This window comes from Rheinheimera sp. 1928-s (assembly GCF_029269265.1).
Classification (GTDB): domain Bacteria; phylum Pseudomonadota; class Gammaproteobacteria; order Enterobacterales; family Alteromonadaceae; genus Pararheinheimera.
The window spans coordinates 64,858-87,607 of record NZ_JARIXP010000004.1 but is presented as its reverse complement, the minus strand read 5'-3'; the positions used below and the strand labels follow the sequence as shown (position 1 = coordinate 87,607).

Here is a 22,750-nt window from a genome sequence, read left to right as displayed (position 1 = left end):
TTAAAGTCCAGAAATTTTATTTAGCTAAAGCGTCTAAATAACGCTCAGCATCTAAAGCCGCCATACAGCCTGTGCCTGCTGAGGTAATGGCCTGACGGTAGATATGATCCGACACGTCACCGGCAGCAAATACACCTTCAATACTGGTTTGAGTGGCGTTGCCTTCAGTGCCACTTTGCACTTTCAGGTAACCGCCGTTCATTTCCAGCTGACCAGCAAAAATGTCAGTATTTGGTTTATGACCAATGGCGATAAATACACCAGCTACAGCCACATCTTCAGTCGGCTGACCGTTGGTTGATTTTAAGCGCATGCCGTTGACACCCATATCATCACCCAGAATTTCTTCCAGTTCACGGTGCGTATGCAGAATAATGTTGCCCGCAGCGACTTTCGCCATTAAGCGGTCAACCAGAATTTTTTCCGCTTTAAAGGTATCGCGACGATGCACCAAATGCACTTCTGAGGCGATATTGGCTAAATACAGCGCTTCTTCTACCGCCGTATTGCCACCACCTACCACTGCAACTTTTTGATTACGGTAAAAGAAACCATCACAAGTGGCACAGGCTGACACGCCACGGCCGTTATAGGTTTCTTCTGAAGGTAAGCCTAAATACTTGGCTGAAGCGCCTGTAGCGATAATCAGAGCATCACAGCTGTACTGGCCGTTGTCACCGGTCAGAATAAATGGACGCTGCTGGAAATCCACAGTGTGGATATGATCAAACAATATTTCAGTGTTGAAGGTTTCAGCATGAGCTTTCATACGATCCATCAGCGCAGGGCCTGTTAAACCATGCGGGTCACCCGGCCAGTTTTCTACTTCAGTGGTGGTGGTTAATTGGCCGCCAGCCTGCATACCGGTCAGCAGCACCGGATTTAAATTGGCGCGCGCAGCATAAACAGCCGCAGTGTAGCCCGCTGGGCCTGAACCTAAAATCAATAAACGGCTGTGTTTTATCGTCGACATGCATTACTCCGGCATTTTTAATTCAGTGATTTAATCAGTGATTTGTTAATGGGGCCGATTTTATGGCATTGCAACAGCGAGATAAAGCACAACTGCATTTTTTCCAATTCAGGCTCTGGCAAGGATCTCATGCTATGGTATTGTTTGTTTACACCTAATTTGCTGTTGATCCTCCGCAGAGGTTTAAATTGCACTATCTTCTGTGCCGCTTTTTTTACTCAAGAGGTCTGAATTGATGAAATTCAGGCAGGTCCATTATTTTCTGTATTTGTGGCTATTGAGCTGCAGCTTTATGCTGTCTGCTAACGCTAACTTTACCCGTATTAGTGTGGATGATGGTTTGCCTAATGCCAGCATTTACAAAATACTGCAGGATGATGATGGCTATATCTGGCTTGGGTCGACCAATACTGGTTTATTACGCTACAACGGTTACGAGCTGGAAGCTTTTGATGTGTTACCAGCCTCCGTCAGCGAAAATATGCTGGTGCCTGACATAGATGCATTGTTGATTGATCAGAACGATCAACTCTGGGTGGGCAGTTGGGGTATGGGGCTAAGCAAGGTGAATATCCGCACCGGGGAGATCACACACTACTCCGATCACGCAGACAGTGCCTTGCCTCTTGCCAGCAACTACATTCAAAGTTTATTGATGGACCAATCAGGAGCCTTATGGATAGGCACGAACAAGGGCCTGCAGCGCTTGTCATCTGATGGAAAATTACAAACTTTAGGTGCCGAAGGCAGTGTTCAGCCTCTTATACATCAGCGGATCTGGGCGCTGGAACAAAGCGAAGATGGCAGGATCTGGATTGCGACCAGCAATGGTTTACATCAATGGACAGCAGAAGATGGGCTTAGTGCTGCCTATCAGGCTTTTGGTCCACAAAACGTCAACAATGAAATGCGCACTTTGTTTGCTTATGGCGACAAGTTGTGGGTAGGTGGGCGCAGTGCTTTGTTTCAGTTTGACCCTGCGTCGTCGGAATTTCATGCCGTACCTTTTTATGCTGATGCCGTTGGCCCTATCATCAATGTGTTGGTCAGTGATCAACAAGGGAATATGTTGGTCGGTACTTTTGATGGTGTCTATAAACTATCTTTGGCTTCAGGTCGGTTTGAACCATTTGGTGATCAGCCTAGATTATTACCTGGTATAAATGTGCGTTCTTTGTTGGTAGACCGCAGTGGTTTGTTATGGGTCGGCAGCAGAGAAAGGGGCTTGTTCTATGGCAGGCACCAGCCGTCTGCTTTTACTGATCTGACAGAATGGGGCGAACAAGCCGCTGCTTTGGCTACTGAGCAATTCACTGCGGTCAAAGTGGAAGATGATTTTTTATGGTTAGGTACAGCGGATCAGTTTCATCAGCTTAACCGACGTACAGGCGCTGCTGTCTCTTTTGCAACCTCAGCCCGGGTCAATGCGATCACCAGAACCAGTCAGGGAAAATTATACCTTGGCCTGGACAACGGCTTATGGCAGTTTGATGAGAAAAAGCAGCAACTGGTACAGCTTGATTCTGGGCAAAGGCCCAACAGCACTCAATGGCAAAATGTGAGGGATCTCATTGGCTTGCCTGATGGCAGTGTATGGCTGGGCTTATGGCAAAATGGGTTGATGCGTTGGGATCCATCTGGAGAGCATCAGCACTGGTTGCAAGATATTGCGCAGCAGAAAGTAGGGGATGCTGTGCAGGTGGTGCAACAAATCCAGGGGAAAATCTGGCTGGGCACCCGCTATTCAGGTGTGTTTGTGCTGGATCCTGGCACAGGACAATTACAGTCACTGACGCAACTGTTCCTTGCTGATCAGGCAGCAGATATTCAGTGTCTTGCACCAGGTCCGGAGAATACGGTATTAATTTGCAGCAGAAGTGGCTTGTTAAGTCTGGATCTGCAAAATCGCATAGTCTCTGTGCTGGTCGAAGCGGTAAAACTTCCAAGCACTGAATTATTGGGGGCGTACACTGATAAACAAAACAATATCTGGCTGTTTTCGGCTTATGGTTTAACCTTAAAACCTTACCAGCAAGAGCGCTTAACGACCTTCACAGAACAAGACGGCCTTAACAGTAAAGAAATGATATTCAAAGCGTTTTCGGTATCCAAACGCGACAACTTGTATCTGGGCACCGCAGGGGGCCTGGCTATAGTGAACGCCGGGCGACTCTGGCTGAATCATCACAAAGCCAATACCCGCATTTCTGCTATTTGGATTGATCAAAAGAAGCTTAAGCCCGGCATTATGCAAGGGCCATGGTCTCATATTGAATTAAAACCTGGTGAAGGTATTAGTCTGGAGCTGGCCAGCCTCGATTTCCACGACCCAAAACGTAATCAGTTTATTTATCAGCTCGAAGGGGTGGATAACAGCTGGCAACACAATACCGGCTATACCAAAGTGAATTACAGCCAGTTGGAGCCAGGAACTTACCAGTTTAAGGTATTGGGTTCAAACCAGCATGGCTTATTTGCTGATAAGGCTCAGACACTGAGTATCGAAGTGCTGCCTTTATGGTGGCAGCGAGGTTGGGTCGTTACAGGTATTGGTCTGGTCTTGTTGTTGCTGCTGCTGGGCGGACACGCTTACCGGCTGCGGCATATGCGGCAAATTAACAAGCTGCTGCAGCATTCGGTGCAGGAGAGAGCCAATAACCAGACGGTACTGGAAACTATGGTAAAAGAGCGCACTAAAGCCTTGCAGGACAGTACAGCAACTTTGTCTCTGCGCTCACGACAGCTGGAACTGAGTTTGTCGCAACTGGCCGAAAATAACAAAGAGCTCAAACGGCTGAATAACTTAAAAGATGAGTTTATCTCTACGGTCAGCCATGAACTACGCACACCTTTAACTTCTATTCGTGGTGCGGTCGGATTAATCGCCAGTAAGGCTGTGGACCAGAACTCAGAGCATTACCAGCAATTGCTGCACACTGCTTTGGGGAACAGTGAACGACTATCGCAGCTGATTAACGACTTACTGGATTTGCAAAAGTTTGAGTCTGGTAACTTTAGTTTGTCTTTTGCGACCTTTGATATGAAACAGCTTGTGCTTCAGGCGCTGGATAGTATTGCGCCTTATGCTGCCAAGTATCAGGTGAGTTTTCAGGTGAAGCTGGAAGACTGTCGGCTGGTTGCTGATCAAACCAGATTAAGGCAAGTGGTGGATAATTTATTGTCTAATGCGATTAAATTTTCCAGCTCAGGCCAGACAGTCATGGTGCAGTTAAACCAAAACGCCGGTTTTATACGTTTTGCAGTGCAGGATCAGGGCTCTGGTATTCCGGATAATTTCCGCAGCCGTATCTTTGAAAAATTCTCTCAGGCCGATGGCTCCAGCAGCCGCAAAGCGGAGGGGACAGGGTTAGGCTTGAACATTTGCAAAACTATTATTGCGGCTCATCATGGCACTATTGGTTTTGACAGTGAACCAGGCCAAGGTGCGTTGTTTTGGTTTGAATTACCGCTGACGCAAGAGGAGCAGCCAGAGGCTGTTTAAGCCGCCACTGACGGCGGCAAGACATAAAAGTACACAGCCAGAAAATGGCAAACACTGCCGGCCAATACAAATAAGTGCCAGATCAAATGATGCATAAACAAGGTTTTTTGCACATAAAACAGCACACCACCTGAGTAAAACAAGCCACCCGCCAACAACCACCACATGCCTGCTGCTGGCACATAGGTCAGCATAGGATCGATAGCTACTATCACTATCCAGCCCATCATCAGATACATAGCCAAAGATAATTTCTGATATTTAGCACCGGTAAAGAGTTTTAACAGTACGCCAGCCAGCGCAATACTCCAGACCAGGGCAAATAACCACCAGCCCCAGTTGTCTCTTAAACTAACCAGTGTAAAAGGGGTATAGGTGCCGGCAATTAAAATAAAAATAGCCGAGTGATCCAGTTTTCTGAGCCAGAGCTTATGCTGCAGGTTGCCAATGGCATGATACAACGTAGAGCTGCCGTACAATAAAATCAAACTCAGGCCAAAGACCCAACTGCTTAATTGACGCCAGAAATCAGTATCAGCACTGAGCTGGAGCATCAGGTACAAGCCAATGATACTGGCGAACACCCCCAAACCGTGGCTGATGGCATGGCTTAGTTCTTCTGATGCACTGTAACTGGTCGCTGCTTTCATGTTCTGTATGGCGTTCTAAGTAGTTGAAAACACCATGTTAACACTGGCAGGATAAAAGCAACCAGCCTGATTCGTTATTTTCGGCAGATAGAGGTAAACTAACGACCTTTGTTTTATACACTGAACAGTAGCCTTTTATGTCTGTGCTTCTTGTGGTCGGTTATGTCTGGCCTGAACCAAATTCTTCTGCTGCCGGTAGTCGAATGTTGTCTTTGCTGGCAATGTTTCGCGAGCAGAACTGGACTGTTATTTTTGCCAGTCCGGCCGAAAAAAGCCCACACCGTTTTGATTTAAGCCAGTGGCAAATTGCTGAACATCACATTCAGTTAAACGACAGCAGTTTTGACGAGCAATTAAAACAGTGGCAACCCGCTATGGTGATGTTCGACCGCTTTATGCTTGAAGAGCAGTTTGGCTGGCGTGTTGAGCAGCAATGCCCTGATGCGCTGCGGTTATTAGATACTGAAGATCTGCACTTTTTACGTTTAGCCCGTCAACAGGCGTTTAAAGCGGGCAGGGCCGTGACATTGGATGATTTACACAGTGAGCAGGCGCAGCGTGAAATAGCTGCTATTTACCGCTCTGATCTGACGTTGATTATTTCAGAAGCAGAAATGCAGTTGCTGACCGAACACTTTAAAATACCGAAAGAGCTATTGTGTTACAGCCCTTTTTGGCTTGAAACATCAGCAGACGCAGAACTCCCGGCTGATTTGCCGCTGTTTGAGCAGCGTCAGCATTTTGTCTCTATTGGTAATTTTCGGCATGAACCCAATTGGCAGGCTGTGCTGTGGCTGAAGCAGCAGATCTGGCCTTTGATCCGTAAGCAACTGCCCAAAGCCGAACTGCATATTTATGGCGCTTATCCGCCGCCTAAAGCCACGCAGTTGCATCAGCCTAAAGAGGGTTTTCTGGTCAAAGGCTGGGCTGAAAGTGCAGCTGAAGTGGTTAAAAATGGCCGTGTTTTATTGGCTCCTTTGGCTTTTGGTGCTGGCCTTAAAGGCAAATTTATTGACGCCATGCTGCAGGGCACTCCCAATGTCACTACGGCCATAGGGGCTGAAGGCATGGTGCATCAGGGATTATGGAGCGGGCTTATTGGTGAAACCGCAGAACAAATCGCAGAGGCCGCTGTGCTTTTGTATCAGGACCAGGCTCTATGGCAGCAAAAGCAGCAGCAAGGCTTTTGCATTCTGGTGGAGCGTTTTGCACAAGATCAACATCAGCCCAGGGTCTGGCAGCAACTGATGGACGTGCAGCAACAGCTGTCACAGCACAGATTAACAAACTTCACTGGCGCTATGCTCAGACATCATCAGCATCGCAGCACGCAGTTTATGGCGCAGTGGATTGAAGCAAAAACAAAATTGGCAGAGCTGAAACACAGCCTTGCACAGGAGACAACACATGAGTGAAATCAGCCGTCAGGCTTTAGTTCAGCTGTTGGATCAGGAATTACAAAGCAGCCTGATCAAAGACTATTGCCCCAATGGTTTACAGGTTGAAGGCAAAAGCCAGATTAAAAAAATAGTGGCTGGAGTGACGGCTTCTCAGGCTTTGCTGGATGCGGCTGTAGCAGCTGGCGCTGATGCCATTATGGTGCACCATGGTTATTTTTGGAAAAACGAAGACTATGTGATCACCGGCATCAAAAAACGTCGTTTACAAACCCTGCTAAAACACGATATCAGCCTGATGGCTTACCATCTGCCGCTGGATGTGCACCCGCTGCTGGGTAACAATGCCCAACTGGCATTAAAGCTGGGCTTAACCCAGTGGCAGGCAGTGCCCGGTGTCAGCCCGGCAGGCGTCCTGATGCGCGGCACTTTAGCTAAGGCGATGACCAGCCAGCAAATCGCGGATAGGCTACATTATGAGCTCAATCGTGCTCCACTGCTGCATGCAGTGCTGGATAAGCCTGTGACACAACTGGCCTGGTGCACGGGCGGTGGTCAGTCTTATATTGATCAGGCTTATGCAGCAGGCGCAGAAGTTTTTATCAGCGGTGAAGTGTCGGAACAAACTATTCACAGCTCCCGTGAGCTGGGTATCGATTTTATTTCTGCTGGTCATCATGCCACTGAGCGGTATGGCATCAAAGCTTTGGCGGAATTTGTGCAGCAAAAAACCGGTGTGGTTTGTGAATTTATTGATATCGACAATCCGGCTTAGGGGTTTTACCAAGTGAGTAATCAACAGTGACTAAAAAGCAGCAGGACCGCAGTTTTGACGGTATAGCGGGCAAGTTTCAGAAAAATATTTACCAGACCACTAAAGGCCGTGTGCGCCAGGCCGTGCTGTTACGTGACTTTGCTGAATGTGCCGATTTACAGCAGCCCAGCCGAATTCTGGATGTAGGCGCAGGGCAGGGCCAACTGGCGCTGGCTTTAGCAGAGCAAGGCCATCAGGTTACGTTAACTGACCTGTCGCAGGATATGCTGGATATGGCGTTACAGGATGCCAAAGAGCGCGGAATAGAAGCGCAGATCCAATGCCATGCTCTGGCCTTGCAGCAGTTGTCTGAGCAAAAATGGCAGCCGTTTCCTGTGGTGTTATGTCATGCGGTGTTGGAATGGCTGCATGAACCGGCAGAGGCTATCAAGCAGTTGCGTACTTTAGTACAAACCGGCGGATTAGTGTCGTTGATGTTTTACAACAAAGATGCCAAACGCCTGAGCAATATTATTTATGGCAATTTTAACTATGTGCTGCGTGATTTGGCGTTTAAGAAAAAAGTCAGTTTAAGCCCGCAAAATCCATTACAACCTGAAGAGGTGTATCGCTGGTGCAAAGAGGCTGGTTTTGCGATTGAAGGCAAAACCGGAGTGCGTTGTTTCCATGATTATCTGCGTGACCGCTCAGAGCAGGAAACTGAATTTGATAAGTTGCTGCACCTTGAACTGCAATACAACAGACAAGAGCCTTATGCCTCTATAGGGCGTTATCAGCATCTGTTACTCCGCGCTCTGTAACGATCGGAGCTCTGCCTTTGATCGTCAATTTATGGCTTAACGACTGAAGGGTTTTGCAGCGGCGAATCCAGCTGAAATTAAATGTGAAAAAACAGTTGCAGTGCTGAATAAAGCTGTTATGATTAATTCCGTAATGCGAACGGTTATCATTTGCAAAATATGCAATCAAGTGGGAAGTCTGCACCCTGCCAGGAAGGCACCTTGATTTCGTAGGCGGATAAACGCTCTGTTACATGTTGTGACCCTATGACAACAACTGTTCTGCTGTTGTTGTCAGACTCCGAAGTCTTTGCCCATCCAAAGACCACGTTCTGGCCCGGCCTTATCAGCCGGGCATTTTTTTGTGTACCAGATCCGTCATGGTGAGTTTTTGTTGTAGATAAAAAAAACCGCTGACAAGCAGCGATTTTTAAAGCCTTCTATAAATTACAGACAGGCGGTTATTTTCCTAACTGAGTGGGCACAGCCGGAGCCTGACTATGATCTTCAGGCGGATTGGCTTTGAGTTCAGCTAAAGTGTGAGCTATAGCCCGCTCCAGCTGCACGTCACGGCCTTTGTTCACTGCTATAGGGTCTAACTCCACTTCGATATCTGGAGCAACGCCTTCGTTTTCTACACGCCATTCGCCATCAGCTGTATAAAAACGGAAAAAAGGAACGACGTGGAAGCCACCGTCAATCATATCCGGATTGGCGGAGATACCGATTAAGCCACCCCAGGTGCGGGTTCCGATGGTTTTACCTAAACCCAGACGTTTAAAAGCCCATGGCAGGAAGTCCCCTCCTGAACCTGCGTCCTGATCAATCAGCATGGTTTTTGGTCCATAAATACCAGCACCAGGTGTGGTAAAGACTAAACCATCCCGGTCTTTCCAGCCGGACAGGAAAGGGCGGCCTAAAATTTCAGTGATATAGTTTGCCGCCTGACCGCCACCGTTTTTGCGTTCATCAATGATGACGGCGGGTTTGTCAGTTTGAGCAAAGAACATACGGTTAAAGAAATAAAATCCACCGTCTGCCGTATTCGGCAAATATACATAAGCGATTTTTCCATCACTTTGTTTTTCAACGAGTTGCCGGTTTTGTTCTACCCAATGCCACAACCGCAGCTGACTTTCGTTGGCTACGGGTTCAACGGTCACAGAACGGCGATTTTTACCACTGGCATTGTCTGCAATGGTTAACACCACTTGTTTGCCCAGCGTGTTATCCAGAAAGGCGTAAATATTCTGCTGTTCAGTCAATTCACGACCATTGATGGCCAGCAAGTAATCACCAGCTTTGGCGCTCGCTCCCGGTACATTTAATGGTGCCTTTAAAAATGGACTCCAGCGATCGCCCTGAAACACAGTTTTAAACTGATACTTGCCGTCATCAATGACAAAATCAGCACCTAACAAACCGGCTTTACTTGGGGTTTCCTGATGAACATCACCACCACCAATCCTGTTATGGCCCACCTGCAACTCTGCAATCATCTCCACCAGCAGCTCGTTTAAATCTTCACGGCGTTGCACATCTTTCAGTAGAGGCTGGTATTTAGCATAAACAGCCTGCCAATCCATGCCATGCAGTTTTGCGTCATAGAAATAGTCTTTTTGCATACGCCAGGCATCGTTGAATATTTGCTGCCATTCCTGCTGTGGGTCAACAAAACTGCGTACATCCGCCAGATTGACGGGTTTTGTATCCAGTTTCTCTTTGGCATCAGCCACTTGTAAGGTGTTTGGCATGCTGATTAGCAGCAGCTTTTTACCATCGTTACTCAGGTTATAGCCGGCTATCCCCTCTTTGATGCTTGCTGCCTTTTTTTCTTCAAAGTCAAAACGATACAAAGTGCCGTTGTTCTGGCCGTTGCTGCCAGGCAGTTCATTGCTGGCTCCTGCTTGCGGTCGCTCCAGATAAAACAAAGCGCCATCGCTTGCTACGCCTAAGCTGTCGTAGTTACGCTCAGGCAGGGGCAGGGCGACAATGCGGTTTTGCAGTGAGTCCAGATCAATACGAACTGCTTTTACGGCTTTATCGTCTTTTTTATCTTTGGTGTCGTCTTTCTCAGGGCTCTTTAGTGGTTCATCCCCTGTTTTTGCTAACAACGGGGATTTGCCCTCAGCGGACAGAACATAAGCATAAAGGGCTTTACGTACAGGGCGCTCACGGGTGGATAAATCCAATCCAACCTGAGCAGGGCCTGTATTGACCGAGGCGGTAAAATACAGATAATCCTGAGTGAATACAGGATCATCAGCCTGACTCATGCCGTCGGTGATCAACGTGCTTTTGTTGTTTTGAAAATCAAAAAGTTTGATTTGGCTAAAATAATTTGCACCTGACACTGTATAGGCCAGATAACGACTGTCGGGTGAAAAAGAGACTTTAAACTCTGCACGGCGTTCAGAGTTATCCACTTTTCTGCTGCGTTTGGTGTTCAGATCAAAAACATAAAGGTTCAGGTGATTGTCATGGTAGGCAATCAACTTACCGTCAGGTGAAAAGCTCAGCAGGTTAAAATAACCTGTATCAGACAACGCAAAGGATTCAGCTTTACTTAAACCATCCTGAGCCTGCAGCACCAAATGATGTTTGTTAGTTACATCTGAAATAAAAGCCACAAAACGACCATCCGGGCTCCATAAACCGTCGAATTCTCTGATACCGCTGCTTTGGGTCAGATTGCGGGTGCTGCCGTCTTTCACTGGCACTGTAAACACATCACCACGGGCGCTGATGACAACACGTTGACCTGTGGCAGACAGGCGGGCATTCGTCAGCGTTTTGCTGGCATCTTTCCACTGCGGACGTTTTTGCACGGATTGGCTTTGAATATGAACCGGGATGGGGGTGCTTTGACCGCTGCTGATGTCATAGCTATGTAAAAAGCCGCCAGCTTCATAGACGATTTGGTTGTTGTAGCCTGCGGCACTGCGCAGGTCCCAATCGGTATTCTTCGTCAGCTGTTCCACTTTTTTATCACTGTAGCGAAACAGATTCACCGCAGTGTTGTCGCGATCAGACAGGAAATACACGTCGTCGCCGAGCCAAAACGGGCTAAATTCATTGGCATTAGGATGCGGGATTTTTTCCAGCTGCTGTTTTTCTAAATCGATGATCCAGACCGGAGGCGTGCTGCCACCACGATGCAAACGCCAGCCACTAGGTCCACTGTATGCCATATTGTTGGGTCTGTAGACCAGTTTATTACCTGCGGCATTTAAGTCACCTTCAAAGGCAACGGCTTCCATCAGCTTGTGTTCAAAACCACCTGTGACAGGCACACTATACAGCTGATTGCTGCGGCTGTTGGCTATCTCGCGGTTGGACGCAAAAATGACACTTTTGCCATCAGGGCTCCAGCCATTCACTGTGTCCACGCCCGGATGGAAGGTGAGTCGGGTGGCCGCTCCGCCGCTTGCAGGCATCAGATATACATCAGTGTTGTTATCGTAACTGGCAGAGAATGCGATCCACTTGCCGTCAGGTGAAAATTTAGGCGCAAATTCGCTGGCCGGATGGCTGGTCAACTGACGTGGGTTTTGCCCATTTTTATCGCTGATCCAGATGTCGCCACCATAAACAAAAGTCAGGGCTTCTGCCGAAATATCTGGCTGGCGCAGCAAAGCTGTGCCTTCAGATGCCAATGCAGAGGTGCTGGCGAGTGCACAAAATAGCGCAAGGTAACGAGGTTTAAACATAGTCTGTCCTTGGTGTGGTTCTGATTCACTGACAAGTAAACCACATCAGGCGCGTCCGGCAAAACCTAAGCTTGTAACAAGAGATGAATAAAGGGGCCGTCAGACAGCACAGAGCAAGTGTTACTGCGGGCTTGTAATCCAACAAACCCGCATCTAATCAAACTCAAACTTGTAAAGTACATCTACGGCGCTGTCTATGCCTTGCACTGCTTCCAGGTAGAAGTTTTTCATCAGCTCGTAGCGTAAGGTAAATTCGCCCAAAGAGTTAAAAATACCTACACCGTATTTCAGTTGCAGTTTGGGTGATAAATAGCCGCTGACTGTCACTTGTGAGTCGTCCCCCGAGCCTGCAGTATCGAGCGTAAATTGTTCAAAACCTAATGCCTGGCCTAACTGGCTGACCATGCCGTTGCTGTTGGCAATGCCGAGGCCAATTAAACCGCTGGTCAGTGGGTTACTTTTGCTGTCGCCGCTGCCCGATAGATCCCGCCCCATCAGCAAGTAAGACAAAGCGTTGGCCTGAGGTTTTGACGGCTCGGAAAAAATCACCACAGAGGCTTGATCGGCAGGGCCGTTGACTCTGATCCCAGCTATGACGTCATCCTCAGTGGAAGAAGGGTTACGAATGGCTTCGATATTTAAAAACGGCTGATCAACAGGGCCATTAAAGATCAGCTTGCCTTTGCGGATCAGTAAATCCTGGCCGTAAGAACGGAAAGTACCGTCCAGAATATTCACTTCACCTCTTAAGCGTTGTTGCTGCTCATTCTGACTAAAGAGTAATTGACCTTTTAACCGGCTTTTTAAACCAAAAGCTTGCAGCCTTACTTCATCCCCTAAAATCAAACGCATTTCAGTGACTAATTTAATGGAACTAGTGACAGCACCACGGCGCACTTCCAACTCTTTATTCAGCAAAATTTCGTCATCTGAGATCTGCACAGCGTTTTGTGGCAAGTCATCGATGGCCAGCTCAGCACGTGGAATTTGTACTGTGCCTTGCACTGCCACTACCTGATTTTGCGCCAGCACTGTAATTTCAGGATTGATATACACCATGCCTTGTGACAAGTTCAGTGGTAATTCCTGGCCGCTTAAAGCCAGTCGGGCCTGATAGTTTTTTAAGTCAAACCAGTCGGCATAGCCTGACAACTGGGCTTTGCCTTCTCCACTTTGAATATCAGCAGTCAATATGGCTTTTTGCTGTAAAAAATCCAACTGCATACTGCCTTGTTCAATATCCAGTGGTGCATTGGTACCGTGCAGTTTGACCTCAGAAACAGCGAGCTGACCGGACAACAAAGGTCTGTTCAGCGTTCCGCTGGCACGAACCTGACCATTTAAGGTGGCGACAAATTCGCTTTGTTCCGGTAATAACGTGCGTAAAAAGCTTAAATCCAGCCGACTTAGGGTGAGCTCTGCTTCAAGTTTTTTATCCTCCGCGCTTAAATCCGGCAGGGAAGCTGAGCCTGTCAGAGATCGGTCTTCACTAAACTGCATTTGCCAGTTGCTGGATAGCTGCTTTGGCGTTAGCTGCACTGCTGCATTCCAACTTTGCCATGGCAGTTGCAACGGATTTACATCGGTTTGTTGCCACCGGCCTGCTGTGCCTGTCAACTTAACTGCTGCATTTAATCCTTGTTTTTTACCCCAATTCAGTTGCAGATCTGCAGTCGCCTCACCTGTCAGTCGTTGGGATTCGCCGATAAAAGGTTCCAGCAGCGCCAGTTGAAACTGCTGCAGCGTCACGGATAAATCGCCCTGACTGCTGCTGACAGTGCTGGGTTTTTCCAGGCAAAGCTGGCCAGGTTCAGAAGTCCAGCAATGCGCAGGCAACGCCAGTTGTTGCTTGGGCCAATCGAGCGCTATCGGCAGGGACTCTGCCAAAGCCCAATGACCGACAGGAGTTTGCAGCTGAGCTTGCTGTACGCTGATCTGCCATTGCTGTTTAGGTTTAGCAGCGGCTGCTGCCTGTAGCTGGGCTTTGTAGTCAGTAGCGTCCAGTTGCAGTACCAGATCACTGCTGTTTTTGTTGCCTGTCATTAAGAGTTGGGCTGAATTTAACGTCTGGCCCGACAGCATGCCTTTACCCAGGATCAGTTCGAGTTGATGATCCAGGTTATTGCTGTTGATTTGTGCATTCAGGCTCATGCTCTGCAAACGCAGTAATTTTTTATAGCGTAGCTTTTGTGCCTGTAATGTTAGATCTACAGCCGGATACTGTTGTGGCCCTGTAACTTTCGCTTCAGCACTCAGGCTGCCTTGAGCGCCAACAACAGAACTGGCCAGATCCGGTGCTGTGACCAAGAGTAGCATTTGCCATTGATCTGTCACTTCTCCTTCGGCTTTGATGCTGTTGTTGCCATGCTGCAGTATCAAGGTTTTGCTGCTTAATTTTTCTACATTCAAGGCTTTGCCTTTAGCGGCCAGTTGACCGGACAAGGACAATGGCTGCTGACGCACCTGACCCTGAATAGCTAAAGTGGGTAATTCCAGTTGCCATTGCTGCTGGTGGTAACTGGCTTTAAGCCTGACATCACCACTTAACTGGCCAGGATACTCTTTTAGCCATGGCTCCAGTTGCAGTTTGTCCAGCGCCAGCGTGGCATCAAGGGCTAAGTCTTTGGTTAAATCTAAAGTTCCGGCACTGCTGACTGAGCCCAAAGAGGAGGTCAGGTTCAGTGTTGACCAGCTTAATAATGGCGCTTGCCATAGTGCTGTCAGTTGTAGCTGGCTGTCTGGCAGTTGTGGCAATTGCTGCTGGCTTTGTACTGAAAGCTGCAGATCTGCCAATGCGCCTTTTGCATCCACAGCTACTGAGTGCAATTTGTATAAGGCTTCGCCTTGCAGTGGCCACTGCAAATTGCTGGCGTTCAGTTGCAATGACAGAGGTAATCCGGCGCTCAGCGGCGCAATTTCTATCTGTGCTGTGGCTTGTTGAGCGCCAGTTAACTCCAACTTGAGTTGTAACTCTTCAAGTGAACCAGCAATGCTGCTGTCCAGCACGAATGAGCCACTGTCTGCTTTGATAAAACCCTGCAGCGCAAAAGGAGTGGAGTTGGTCAGGCTGAGTTGTGCTTCGGCATTGAACACATGGCCTTGCAAGTCGGGCTGGCTGGTTTCCAGTCCGGTCAGTTGCAGCGCTGTTAAGTCAAACTGATCCGGGTTGGCTTCCAATGAAAAACTAAGCTGCTGTACTGAGAATTGCTGTGCACCTGTGATTTCAGCTTGCAACAGAGTAAGTTTTTTTACACTGAGCCATAAGGGCAATTCAATACGCTGAAGTTCTGGCACCTGATAATGCCACCAGGCTTCTGCACTGGCTGTTGTGCTTTTGGGTTCTGATGTTTCTGGCAACTGCAGTTGTAATTGGTCCAGCAGGGTGTCCCCAAGCAGCAGTTGCTGGCCACCAAAGTTCAGCTCTGTGCTTAAGTTCTTCAGGCTGAGTTGCAGATCGCCTTGCAGCAAGGTCAGATCACTGACGTGCAACTGGTTAATACTGACTTTGGGCAATTCCAGTACTGAATCTTCCGATGGAGCTGCAGGTTCAGTTGCCGGACTGAACACAAGATGCACACCTTGAGCTGTTGCTGCATCTACACAAATCTCAAGGCGGCCTAAACAATACCAGCCCACTTTCGCCGTCAGGGTATTAACCCTGAGTTCAATGCCGTTTTGTGCAAAGTGCACATCGGTCAGCGTCAAACCTTCTGCCAGAGTGCCACTGATCTGGCCTAGTTGTACCGGGCTATGCTCTGGTATAAGTTTGAGCAGGAGTTGCAAAGGTTTGTTGGTGTAAAATAACGCAATAAGACACAACAACAGCACTAAACTACAGGCTAAAAAGAATTTTTTGAAACTAAACGCTGAACTGACGTTTTGTACATCAGGTATTGTATTGTTCTCTACACTCATAACTCTGGCCCCAAACTAAAATGCAACTGCAAGGCCTGATCGGAGGGCACATCCAATCCCCAGGCCACATCAATACGAATAGGGCCAACAGGGGAGGCCCAACGCACACCTAAACCTACACCCCGGTAAATCTCAGCTTTATCATTCCAGGCGCTGCCTGCGTCAAAAAAAGCGGCGGCCCACCAGTTGCCAGACACTCTGTACTGGTATTCCAGTGCCGTAGTGGCCAGGTAACGGGCACCCATCAGGCTGCCATCTTCGGCCAGAGGTGAGATGGACTCGTAGGAATAACCTCGGATGCTGTTATCACCCCCGGCAAAAAAGCGTAGTGAAGGAGGCAGTTCGGTAATAGCTTCCCTGAGTATGGCCCCTGCGTCAAAACGTACCAGATAACGATGGTCTTCAGAAAAAGATCCTATCCAACCAACCCGGCTGCGTATCCGCACAAAGCTGCTGTCTGAACCCCAGGCTGGGTCTGATATCTCAGTGCCAATTAAATAGCGGCTAGCTTCGGATGGCATGCTGCCGCCACTGTCCCAACTGCGGCTAAAACTGACACCTGGCATAATCAGATTGGCGCTGCCAGAATCCAGTCCTTGCTCGTAGTCTTCATACAGCCAGCGCAGAGATACTGTTCTGTACCAGTCGTCTGCCAGCAACCAGTGCCGCTCCAGTGCTGTGTTGTATTCCTGACTGCGGGTATCTTCTATATCTTTGTTTTTTATACCAAAGCTTAATTTATAAAAGTCGTTACTGACGTTTTTCTTTGGCCATTTATAGCCAGCTTCAACCGTTTGCTCAGGGCCGGATAATGCCATTTTGCTGTTAAAACTATGGCCTCTGTCATTCAGCCAGGGTCTGTTCCAGTTCAGCTTGACGCGTGGACCTAAATCAGTGGAGTAACCCACACCAGTTTCCACTGTGTTACGAACTTGTGGTTCTACTTTTATAGTGACAGCCAGTTGCTGTTCGGCGTTTTCCGGTTCATCTACAGTGACATCTATACTGCGAAACCAGTTGCTTTCTGCCAGTCGTTGATTCAGTTCGCCCAACTGACTCGACAGATAAGGTTCGCCGGGTTTAAAAGGAAGTAAAGAACGAAGGCGTTCATCACGAATTTGACTGCCCTCAAAAGCGACTTCCCCAAAGTGATAACGTGGGCCTGAATCAAACTGAATATGAATAAAACCCTGTAACAAGCGGGGAGCCACTGACAGTTCCTGTTTGACAAATTTCGCCTGAAAATAGCCACGGCGCAAAGCCAAAGAGTTCAGCTGATTTTTGATTTCTTCATAGCGGCCATGATGCACCCTGTGGTTCACTTTTGGGCCAACTTGTTTTACCAGTTTGGTAAATTCAGGGTCTGTGGAGGCTTCACCTGAGATTTCTACTTTGACAGATTTCAGCCGCAAAGCTTCGCCAGGCTTAATGGTTAATCGCAATTTTTGTTTTTTATCTTTACCCACCAGGCTGGGCTCAATGTTCATGCGGTAATAACCTACAGCCCGGCCCGCAAGTTTGACATCTTCAATCACTTTGTTTTGAAAACGCCTGGAACCCAGATTGTTTTTAGCCGGCAGCCGGTCCAGATAAAGTTCAATGTTCTCAGCAAGGGGGCCTGAAACGCCCTTGAGTTCTATTTGGGGATGCGCTGCGGCGGCAGAGGCGGCAAGCAGCGCCAGAATGGCCAGAGTCCTGTACAACAAAATGCGAACTATCCTTTGTGTTAATACCGGACCAGCAAGGTCCGGTTTTGCTCTAAGAGTATAACAGCCACAAAGAGTTCAGTACGTTTTCAAACGCTTAGCAGACCAGTTATTTAATCTTTAACCCGCGCAAATAAAAAGGTTTTTAGCAGCTGGGACCATTCGGGTTCTTTGCCATACATCCGGATCCCGAGTTCAAAGACTCTGCTGGCCGCATTTTTTAACCAGAACAAACAAGCAATCAGCAAGATCAGAGATAAAACCCACTCCCACCAGGGTACAGAAACAGAGGCCATACGCATCGGCATAGCGGCAAAAGAGGTCAGCGGAAATAAACTCAATATATGCATCAATGTACCCTCTGCGTTATCCATAGCACTGAACACTATGCCCAAAGGTACGGTAGGCAAAAACATGATGATTGAGCGGCTGGAATGGTTTGGGTCGTCAATAGTGGCAGCAAAACCTGCCATAAAGCTGTTGATCAATAACAAACCTAAACTGACAAAAAGTAAGGCACTGGTCAGTTCTAAGGCCGTAATAGGTAAAACAAACATTCCTTTGCCCTTTACCAGTGAAACCGCCTGCAGCATCAGATATAAAAACAAACCTGTAGTCACCATACTTTTTAAACAAAACAATGAAATCCCCAGAATTTTGCCGTCAATCCATTCTTTGGTGCTGATCAGTGTCAGCAGTTGTTCTGTCACTCGTTGCTGCTTTTCTGTGGTAATAGCGGTAAACATAAAGCCAAAGCCTGAAAATACCCCAATACCCAACAGGATCAGCAAACCGCCACTGACCATTTGTTGTTCTTTGTTTTGTTTAGCAGAGTCTTTTTTCAGAAAAACCAGCTGAGTTTCGGGCAGATTGTTCACGATCTCTTTTTGTTCAACACTCAATGGGAGCTGACTGATGCGTTGTTTCTGCAGCCAGTTTTTTAGTTCTGGCGTTATTTTATCCTGCCAGCTTGCACTGGACTCTGCTGTCATCACCAGCTTATCGTCCTGCACCTGAACCACTAAATCCCAGATATCACCTATACCCGCAAGCGCCGTTTCTGCGGAATCGGCCGGAATCTGGCTGATGGTAAAACCACTGATTTTAGGGGCGGAAACGCTGCTGACCAGGGCCACTTTATAATCATTGTCCAGCCAGGTTTTGACCAGTGGCCAGGCACTCATCAGTACCAAAGACAGCAGCATCAGGCCAATACTGATGATCTCCTGTTTCCATTTGAAATAACGTTGAAACTCAAAAACGGCTATGGTCCATAAATTCATGCTGCATCTCCTTCTGCATTGTTTATCGGGTTTGCTGGTTTTTGCTGATTGTGTTGCTGCACAGCGGTGAGATACAACTGATGCAAACTGGGTTGAATACGACTGAAATCAGCCAGTTCCGCTACACTGGTCAGTTGCTGCAGCAACTGACTGACGTTATAGCCTGTAGTTAAGGTCAACTGAATTTTGTCTGAGTCACAGGTTTTGAAGTCAGCCACTGCGCTTAATTGCTCCAGCGCTTGTGAGTTGATCTGCTGCTCAAAGCTGATTTCAAACCACTGTTTAGGATCCAATTGCTGGCTGACTTGTGCCAGGCTGCCTTGAGCCACTAGCTCACCTTTATTCAGCAGTAACATCTGATCGGCCAGGCGCTCAACCAACGCCATCTGATGGGCACTTAAAATAACAGTAGTGCCGCTTTGTTTTAATTCAGTCAGGATGGACAGCACATGTTCCTGATTGACCGGATCCAGACCAGAAAAAGGTTCGTCCAAAATCAACAGATCTGGCGTGTGCAACACACAGCTAATCAGCTGCACTTTTTGCTGATTGCCTTTGGAGAGTTTATTTAAGTTGTCATCCATTTTTTCCAGCAAATCGAGGCGGGTGCACCATAAAATCAATGCTGCTTCAATATCAGCCGCAGCCATGCCACGCAATTTTCCAATATAAGTCAGGTTTTGTCGTACCGTTTTATCCTGATACAAGCCTCTGTCTTCCGGCAAATAACCGTAGCAACGCTGGGGTAATGCATTGAGTTCTTCTCCTTTGTACTCAATACGGATCGTGCCTGCATCGGGCCGGGTTAATCCCACCAGCATACGGATCAGTGATGATTTCCCTGCGCCGTTAGGGCCAAGCAGAGCAAAAATCTGGCCTGACTGAACCTCAAAGCTAATGCCGTTGACGGCTTTGACTGTACTGTAGCTTTTTTCTATGTGATCTGCAGAAATCCTGAGCATGATGTGTCCTTACAGGCTGATAAAAGGGATGATTGATCCCAAGCATATCAATGCTTAAGCTTTAACAACACTAGAAAAATGTGACAAATTATTAACTTGATATCATCGGTTACACTAGTGTCAGCGCTTTGTCATCTGTTTTGGTTAGAATGAGTTTTCGACTTGTCGAAGCAGGAATGGATTAATGATCATCAAAAGCCAAATGACCATAGTAGTGCTGCCAGGTCTGGATGGTACAGGCACTTTATATCAGCAATTGGCACAGCAACTGGCACCGGACTTTGATCTTCAGGTGATTGCATATCCTTTGGATCAGCTATGGGGTTATAGTGAGTTATTGGACTATATTCGGCCTCAATTGCCGCAAAGCCCTTATCTGCTGCTGGCTGAATCATTTTCCGGCCCTTTAGGCATAATGCTGGCTGCAGAAAAACCTCTTCACTTAAAAGCTCTGGTATTGTGTTGTACCTTTGGCCGGAATCCGTTACCTGCGATTAAAGGTCTGGCAAGTGCTGTGGATAAACTGCCATGGAATGAGCTGGTGCATCACTGGACTGCATTATGGTTGCAAGGGCGTTATGCCAGTCCGCAGTTATCTGCTTTGATGGGAAATGCTCTGACTATGGTGCCTGAGCCGGTGATTAAACATCGGGCTAAGCAAACCTTGCAGGTAGATGTACTGGCCGAGTTTGCTACTTTGACTTTACCCTTAATGTATTTGCAAGCGCGGCATGACCGGCTGATCTGGGCTTTTAATGCCAATACCTTAAAGCAGCTGCAACCTGATATGCAGCTTGTCAGATTAGATGCTCCACATTTCTTACTTCAGGCCATACCAGAGCAGGCGGCATGGCAACTCAAACTTTTTATTCAGCAGCATCTGAGCTTAGAATTACCACAGCCGGAGGCTTTTACAGGCTAAATCAGGGGCTTGTTTGTAGTGAAAAACAGGCTCCAGGCGAACTGTTTGACGCTTTTAATTGCCAGCCATGGGTAGTGGCAATTTCAGCGCAAATAGCAAGTCCAAGACCTGCGCCCTCATTACGTCGGTGTGGACCACGCCAAAATCGGGTAAAAAGCCATGGCAGATGCTCAGGCGCTATGCCTGCGCCATAATCCCGCACTGTGATACCACGGCTTGTGATCGTCAGCTCAATCACTGAATGACTGGGCGCGTGATGAATGGCGTTTTCCAGCAGGTTTTTCATTAACACAAAACAGGTGCTACGGTCCGCATGCAACAGCATAGCTTCAGACTGTCCTGATACTACAATGTGCACCTGATTGATCACTGCCAGCCGGTTTAGGTACAACACAACTTCTTCAGCCACATCGCTTAAGTACAAGGATTGATACTGGTAGTTCTGGCATTCTCTGGATTCTGCCCAGTGCAATAACTGGTGAATTAACCGGGCCATTTGGTCAACATCACGCAGCAGTAACTCACGTTTAGGAAAGTGCTCAGCCATTTCAATTTCGCCCCTGAGCAGGGACAGAGGGGTTTTTAATTCGTGTGCAGTGGTTGCCAGCAATTCCTGCTGTACTTTGAACCCTTTTTCCAGCCGATCAAGAGTTTGATTAAAAGCGTTAATCAGCGGTAATACTTCTTCTGGCAGCTTATGAGTATCCAATCGTTGTGTCAGGCTATGGGGTTCAATCTTCGCAGCTGTGGCTGAAGCCTTTTTCAGAGGTCTGAGCATATAGCCTATAGTTAACCAGACCACCAGACTGATCAGCAGTAAACAGATAAGAGAAACCAGCACAGCCACCACAGACAAAGGTTTGAGGTTGGTCAACTGGAATATACTCAACAGTCGATCACTGCCGGCAACTTGCACGTAATATCCCGGATAATTGGCTAAATGGGCACTGTTCACATGATACAGCAGGCCCTGATATGTCACTGAGAACAAGCGTTTTTCAGTTGAGAATTGTGGATTAACCTGATTAAAAATTGCGTCTGCATCAGGTGAAGATTGCATGATGGCGCGACCTTGGTTGTCTGTGATCTGATACAGCAACTCTGTACTTAGTACTTTGTACACCCAGTCATACTTTTCGTCGTAGCGTTTGCCGGAAGGGCGGCCTTCAGCGTCTGGAATCAGTTCTTCACTTAAATAGTGGAGCTGTTTATCCAAAGTGCGCTGCAGTATCAGATTAGGGTTCAGCACAAAAATATAGAAAAAGATGCTTGCCAATGTCAGGGCTAAAGCAGCAACAAAAGTGATGATTAAACGAAAGGTCAGATTACGTTTGCGATTGGCTGAGAGCATAACCTAAACCTCTGATATTGATGATCACAAGGGGAGAGCCTATAGCATTGAGTTTTTTTCTTATCCTATGCAGCGCTACGTCTAATGCATTAGGAGTGACTGCGTCGGTCAGCCCCCATGCAGTTTGCTCCAGCTTTTGTCTGCGTACTGTTTTACCTTGTTCTTGCATCAATGTTTGCAGTATTTGTAATTCAGCAGGCGCTAACAGAGTGCTTTGTAAGCCATGATGCACAGACGCTGAATGCAGACATAAACGGGTGTCGCAGAATTCAGGATCATTCAGCAGTAGTTGGTTTGGACGACGCAATAGGGCTCTGACCCGGGCGACCAGTTCGTCCATGGCAAAAGGTTTAGTCAGGTAGTCATCTGCGCCGCTTTCCAGTCCGTCAATCCGGTCATGTAAAGCGTTTCGGGCAGTCAATACCAGGCAAGGCAGGTTTTGCTGGTTTATCCTGAGTTGCCGAAGCAGATCCAGGCCATCTCCATCAGGTAAACCTCTGTCCAGAATCAACAATTCATAGGGCTGAATTTGCATCGCTTGCAGTGCTGATTTTGCGTCTGAAAAGGCGTCAACTGCTATGCCAGCTCTTTGTAGCGCTGTGCAGACCAACTCACTAAGCCGTTCATGATCTTCGACCAGCAGTATTCTGCTCATAGTGCTCCTCAGAAGCCGTACAATTTATTTAAAGAAAAAATAGGGGAAGCTAAACTGCTTTCTGTGTTTGCATCATGCTGTGTAACGGTAGCAGGGCGAAACGGAAAGATAAAACAAAGCAGTGACACAAGAAGTGCCCACAACGCCGGGGAACGAAAATTCATCAAGTG

General features: G+C 47.6%; 14 protein-coding genes. 5 read left to right on the top strand and 9 right to left on the bottom strand.

The annotated features are described in order from the left end of the window. Positions 1-16: 16 nt before the first annotated feature. Positions 17-973 (bottom strand): thioredoxin-disulfide reductase, encoded by a 957-nt coding sequence (gene trxB, locus P3C17_RS10710; protein ID WP_008899359.1) that lies wholly within the window; start codon positions 971-973, stop codon positions 17-19. Between the two features lie 292 nt (positions 974-1,265). Here trxB and P3C17_RS10705 point away from each other — a divergent pair, with 292 nt between their 5' ends. Beyond that, complete coding sequence (locus P3C17_RS10705; RefSeq protein WP_300929436.1) at positions 1,266-4,475, top strand: sensor histidine kinase; 3,210 nt, start codon at positions 1,266-1,268, stop codon at positions 4,473-4,475. Here P3C17_RS10705 and P3C17_RS10700 read toward each other — a convergent pair. After that, on the bottom strand, positions 4,472-5,125 hold the full coding sequence (locus P3C17_RS10700; RefSeq protein ID WP_300929435.1) for a hemolysin III family protein: 654 nt from the start codon (positions 5,123-5,125) through the stop codon (positions 4,472-4,474). The two genes, P3C17_RS10705 and P3C17_RS10700, sit on opposite strands and share 4 nt — an antisense overlap. 137 nt (positions 5,126-5,262) lie before the next feature. On the opposite strand from P3C17_RS10700, the gene P3C17_RS10695 reads away from it, so the two are divergent. The 3 genes from P3C17_RS10695 to P3C17_RS10685 are packed head-to-tail and all read left to right on the top strand — an operon-like array spanning position 5,263 to position 8,097. Continuing rightward, positions 5,263-6,540: a glycosyltransferase gene (locus tag P3C17_RS10695; RefSeq protein WP_300929434.1), complete on the top strand. Its 1,278-nt coding sequence runs from the start codon at positions 5,263-5,265 to the stop codon at positions 6,538-6,540. After that, positions 6,533-7,297 (top strand): Nif3-like dinuclear metal center hexameric protein, encoded by a 765-nt coding sequence (locus P3C17_RS10690; RefSeq protein WP_300929433.1) that lies wholly within the window; start codon positions 6,533-6,535, stop codon positions 7,295-7,297. The genes P3C17_RS10695 and P3C17_RS10690 overlap by 8 nt, the downstream gene beginning before the upstream one ends. Positions 7,298-7,323: 26 nt before the next feature. Further along, positions 7,324-8,097: a methyltransferase domain-containing protein gene (locus P3C17_RS10685; protein ID WP_300929432.1), complete on the top strand. Its 774-nt coding sequence runs from the start codon at positions 7,324-7,326 to the stop codon at positions 8,095-8,097. Between the two features lie 440 nt (positions 8,098-8,537). On the opposite strand, the gene P3C17_RS10680 is transcribed toward P3C17_RS10685, so the two are convergent. The 5 genes from P3C17_RS10680 to P3C17_RS10660 form a co-directional block, all read right to left on the bottom strand. After that, positions 8,538-11,786: a S41 family peptidase gene (locus P3C17_RS10680; RefSeq protein ID WP_300929431.1), complete on the bottom strand. Its 3,249-nt coding sequence runs from the start codon at positions 11,784-11,786 to the stop codon at positions 8,538-8,540. Positions 11,787-11,939: 153 nt separating this feature from the next. Continuing rightward, complete coding sequence (locus tag P3C17_RS10675) at positions 11,940-15,701, bottom strand: translocation/assembly module TamB domain-containing protein (RefSeq protein WP_300929430.1); 3,762 nt, start codon at positions 15,699-15,701, stop codon at positions 11,940-11,942. After that, positions 15,698-17,407 (bottom strand): autotransporter assembly complex family protein, encoded by a 1,710-nt coding sequence (locus tag P3C17_RS10670; protein ID WP_300929429.1) that lies wholly within the window; start codon positions 17,405-17,407, stop codon positions 15,698-15,700. Before P3C17_RS10670 ends, P3C17_RS10675 begins: the two co-directional genes overlap by 4 nt. Before the next feature lie 113 nt (positions 17,408-17,520). After that, the gene (locus P3C17_RS10665; protein WP_300929428.1) at positions 17,521-18,690 is read right to left on the bottom strand and encodes an ABC transporter permease; all 1,170 of its coding nucleotides are present in this window, start codon (positions 18,688-18,690) and stop codon (positions 17,521-17,523) included. Beyond that, entirely contained in the window at positions 18,687-19,652 is a 966-nt protein-coding gene (locus tag P3C17_RS10660) for an ATP-binding cassette domain-containing protein (protein ID WP_300929427.1), read from the bottom strand. The genes P3C17_RS10665 and P3C17_RS10660 overlap by 4 nt, the downstream gene beginning before the upstream one ends. A 184-nt stretch (positions 19,653-19,836) precedes the next feature. On the opposite strand from P3C17_RS10660, the gene P3C17_RS10655 reads away from it, so the two are divergent. Beyond that, entirely contained in the window at positions 19,837-20,574 is a 738-nt protein-coding gene (locus tag P3C17_RS10655; RefSeq protein WP_300929426.1) for a hypothetical protein, read from the top strand. Position 20,575: 1 nt separating this feature from the next. Here P3C17_RS10655 and P3C17_RS10650 read toward each other — a convergent pair whose 3' ends face one another. Further along, positions 20,576-21,925, bottom strand: a complete 1,350-nt coding sequence (locus P3C17_RS10650; protein ID WP_300929425.1) for an ATP-binding protein — start codon at positions 21,923-21,925, stop codon at positions 20,576-20,578. Further along, on the bottom strand, positions 21,900-22,580 hold the full coding sequence (locus P3C17_RS10645) for a response regulator transcription factor (RefSeq protein WP_300929424.1): 681 nt from the start codon (positions 22,578-22,580) through the stop codon (positions 21,900-21,902). The genes P3C17_RS10650 and P3C17_RS10645 overlap by 26 nt, the downstream gene beginning before the upstream one ends. Between the last annotated feature and the right edge of the window lie 170 nt (positions 22,581-22,750).

Bases quoted from the DNA above. Each gene is read 5' to 3' on its own strand.
- trxB (WP_008899359.1), bottom strand. From the start codon at position 973: ATGTCGACGATAAAACACAGCCGTTTATTGATTTTAGGTTCAGGCCCA.
- P3C17_RS10705 (WP_300929436.1), top strand. From the start codon at position 1,266: ATGCTGTCTGCTAACGCTAACTTTACCCGTATTAGTGTGGATGATGGT.
- P3C17_RS10700 (WP_300929435.1), bottom strand. From the start codon at position 5,125: ATGAAAGCAGCGACCAGTTACAGTGCATCAGAAGAACTAAGCCATGCC.
- P3C17_RS10695 (WP_300929434.1), top strand. From the start codon at position 5,263: ATGTCTGTGCTTCTTGTGGTCGGTTATGTCTGGCCTGAACCAAATTCT.
- P3C17_RS10690 (WP_300929433.1), top strand. From the start codon at position 6,533: ATGAGTGAAATCAGCCGTCAGGCTTTAGTTCAGCTGTTGGATCAGGAA.
- P3C17_RS10680 (WP_300929431.1), bottom strand. From the start codon at position 11,786: ATGTTTAAACCTCGTTACCTTGCGCTATTTTGTGCACTCGCCAGCACC.
- P3C17_RS10675 (WP_300929430.1), bottom strand. From the start codon at position 15,701: ATGAGTGTAGAGAACAATACAATACCTGATGTACAAAACGTCAGTTCA.
- P3C17_RS10665 (WP_300929428.1), bottom strand. From the start codon at position 18,690: ATGAATTTATGGACCATAGCCGTTTTTGAGTTTCAACGTTATTTCAAA.
- P3C17_RS10660 (WP_300929427.1), bottom strand. From the start codon at position 19,652: ATGCTCAGGATTTCTGCAGATCACATAGAAAAAAGCTACAGTACAGTC.
- P3C17_RS10655 (WP_300929426.1), top strand. From the start codon at position 19,837: ATGATCATCAAAAGCCAAATGACCATAGTAGTGCTGCCAGGTCTGGAT.
- P3C17_RS10650 (WP_300929425.1), bottom strand. From the start codon at position 21,925: ATGCTCTCAGCCAATCGCAAACGTAATCTGACCTTTCGTTTAATCATC.
- P3C17_RS10645 (WP_300929424.1), bottom strand. From the start codon at position 22,580: ATGAGCAGAATACTGCTGGTCGAAGATCATGAACGGCTTAGTGAGTTG.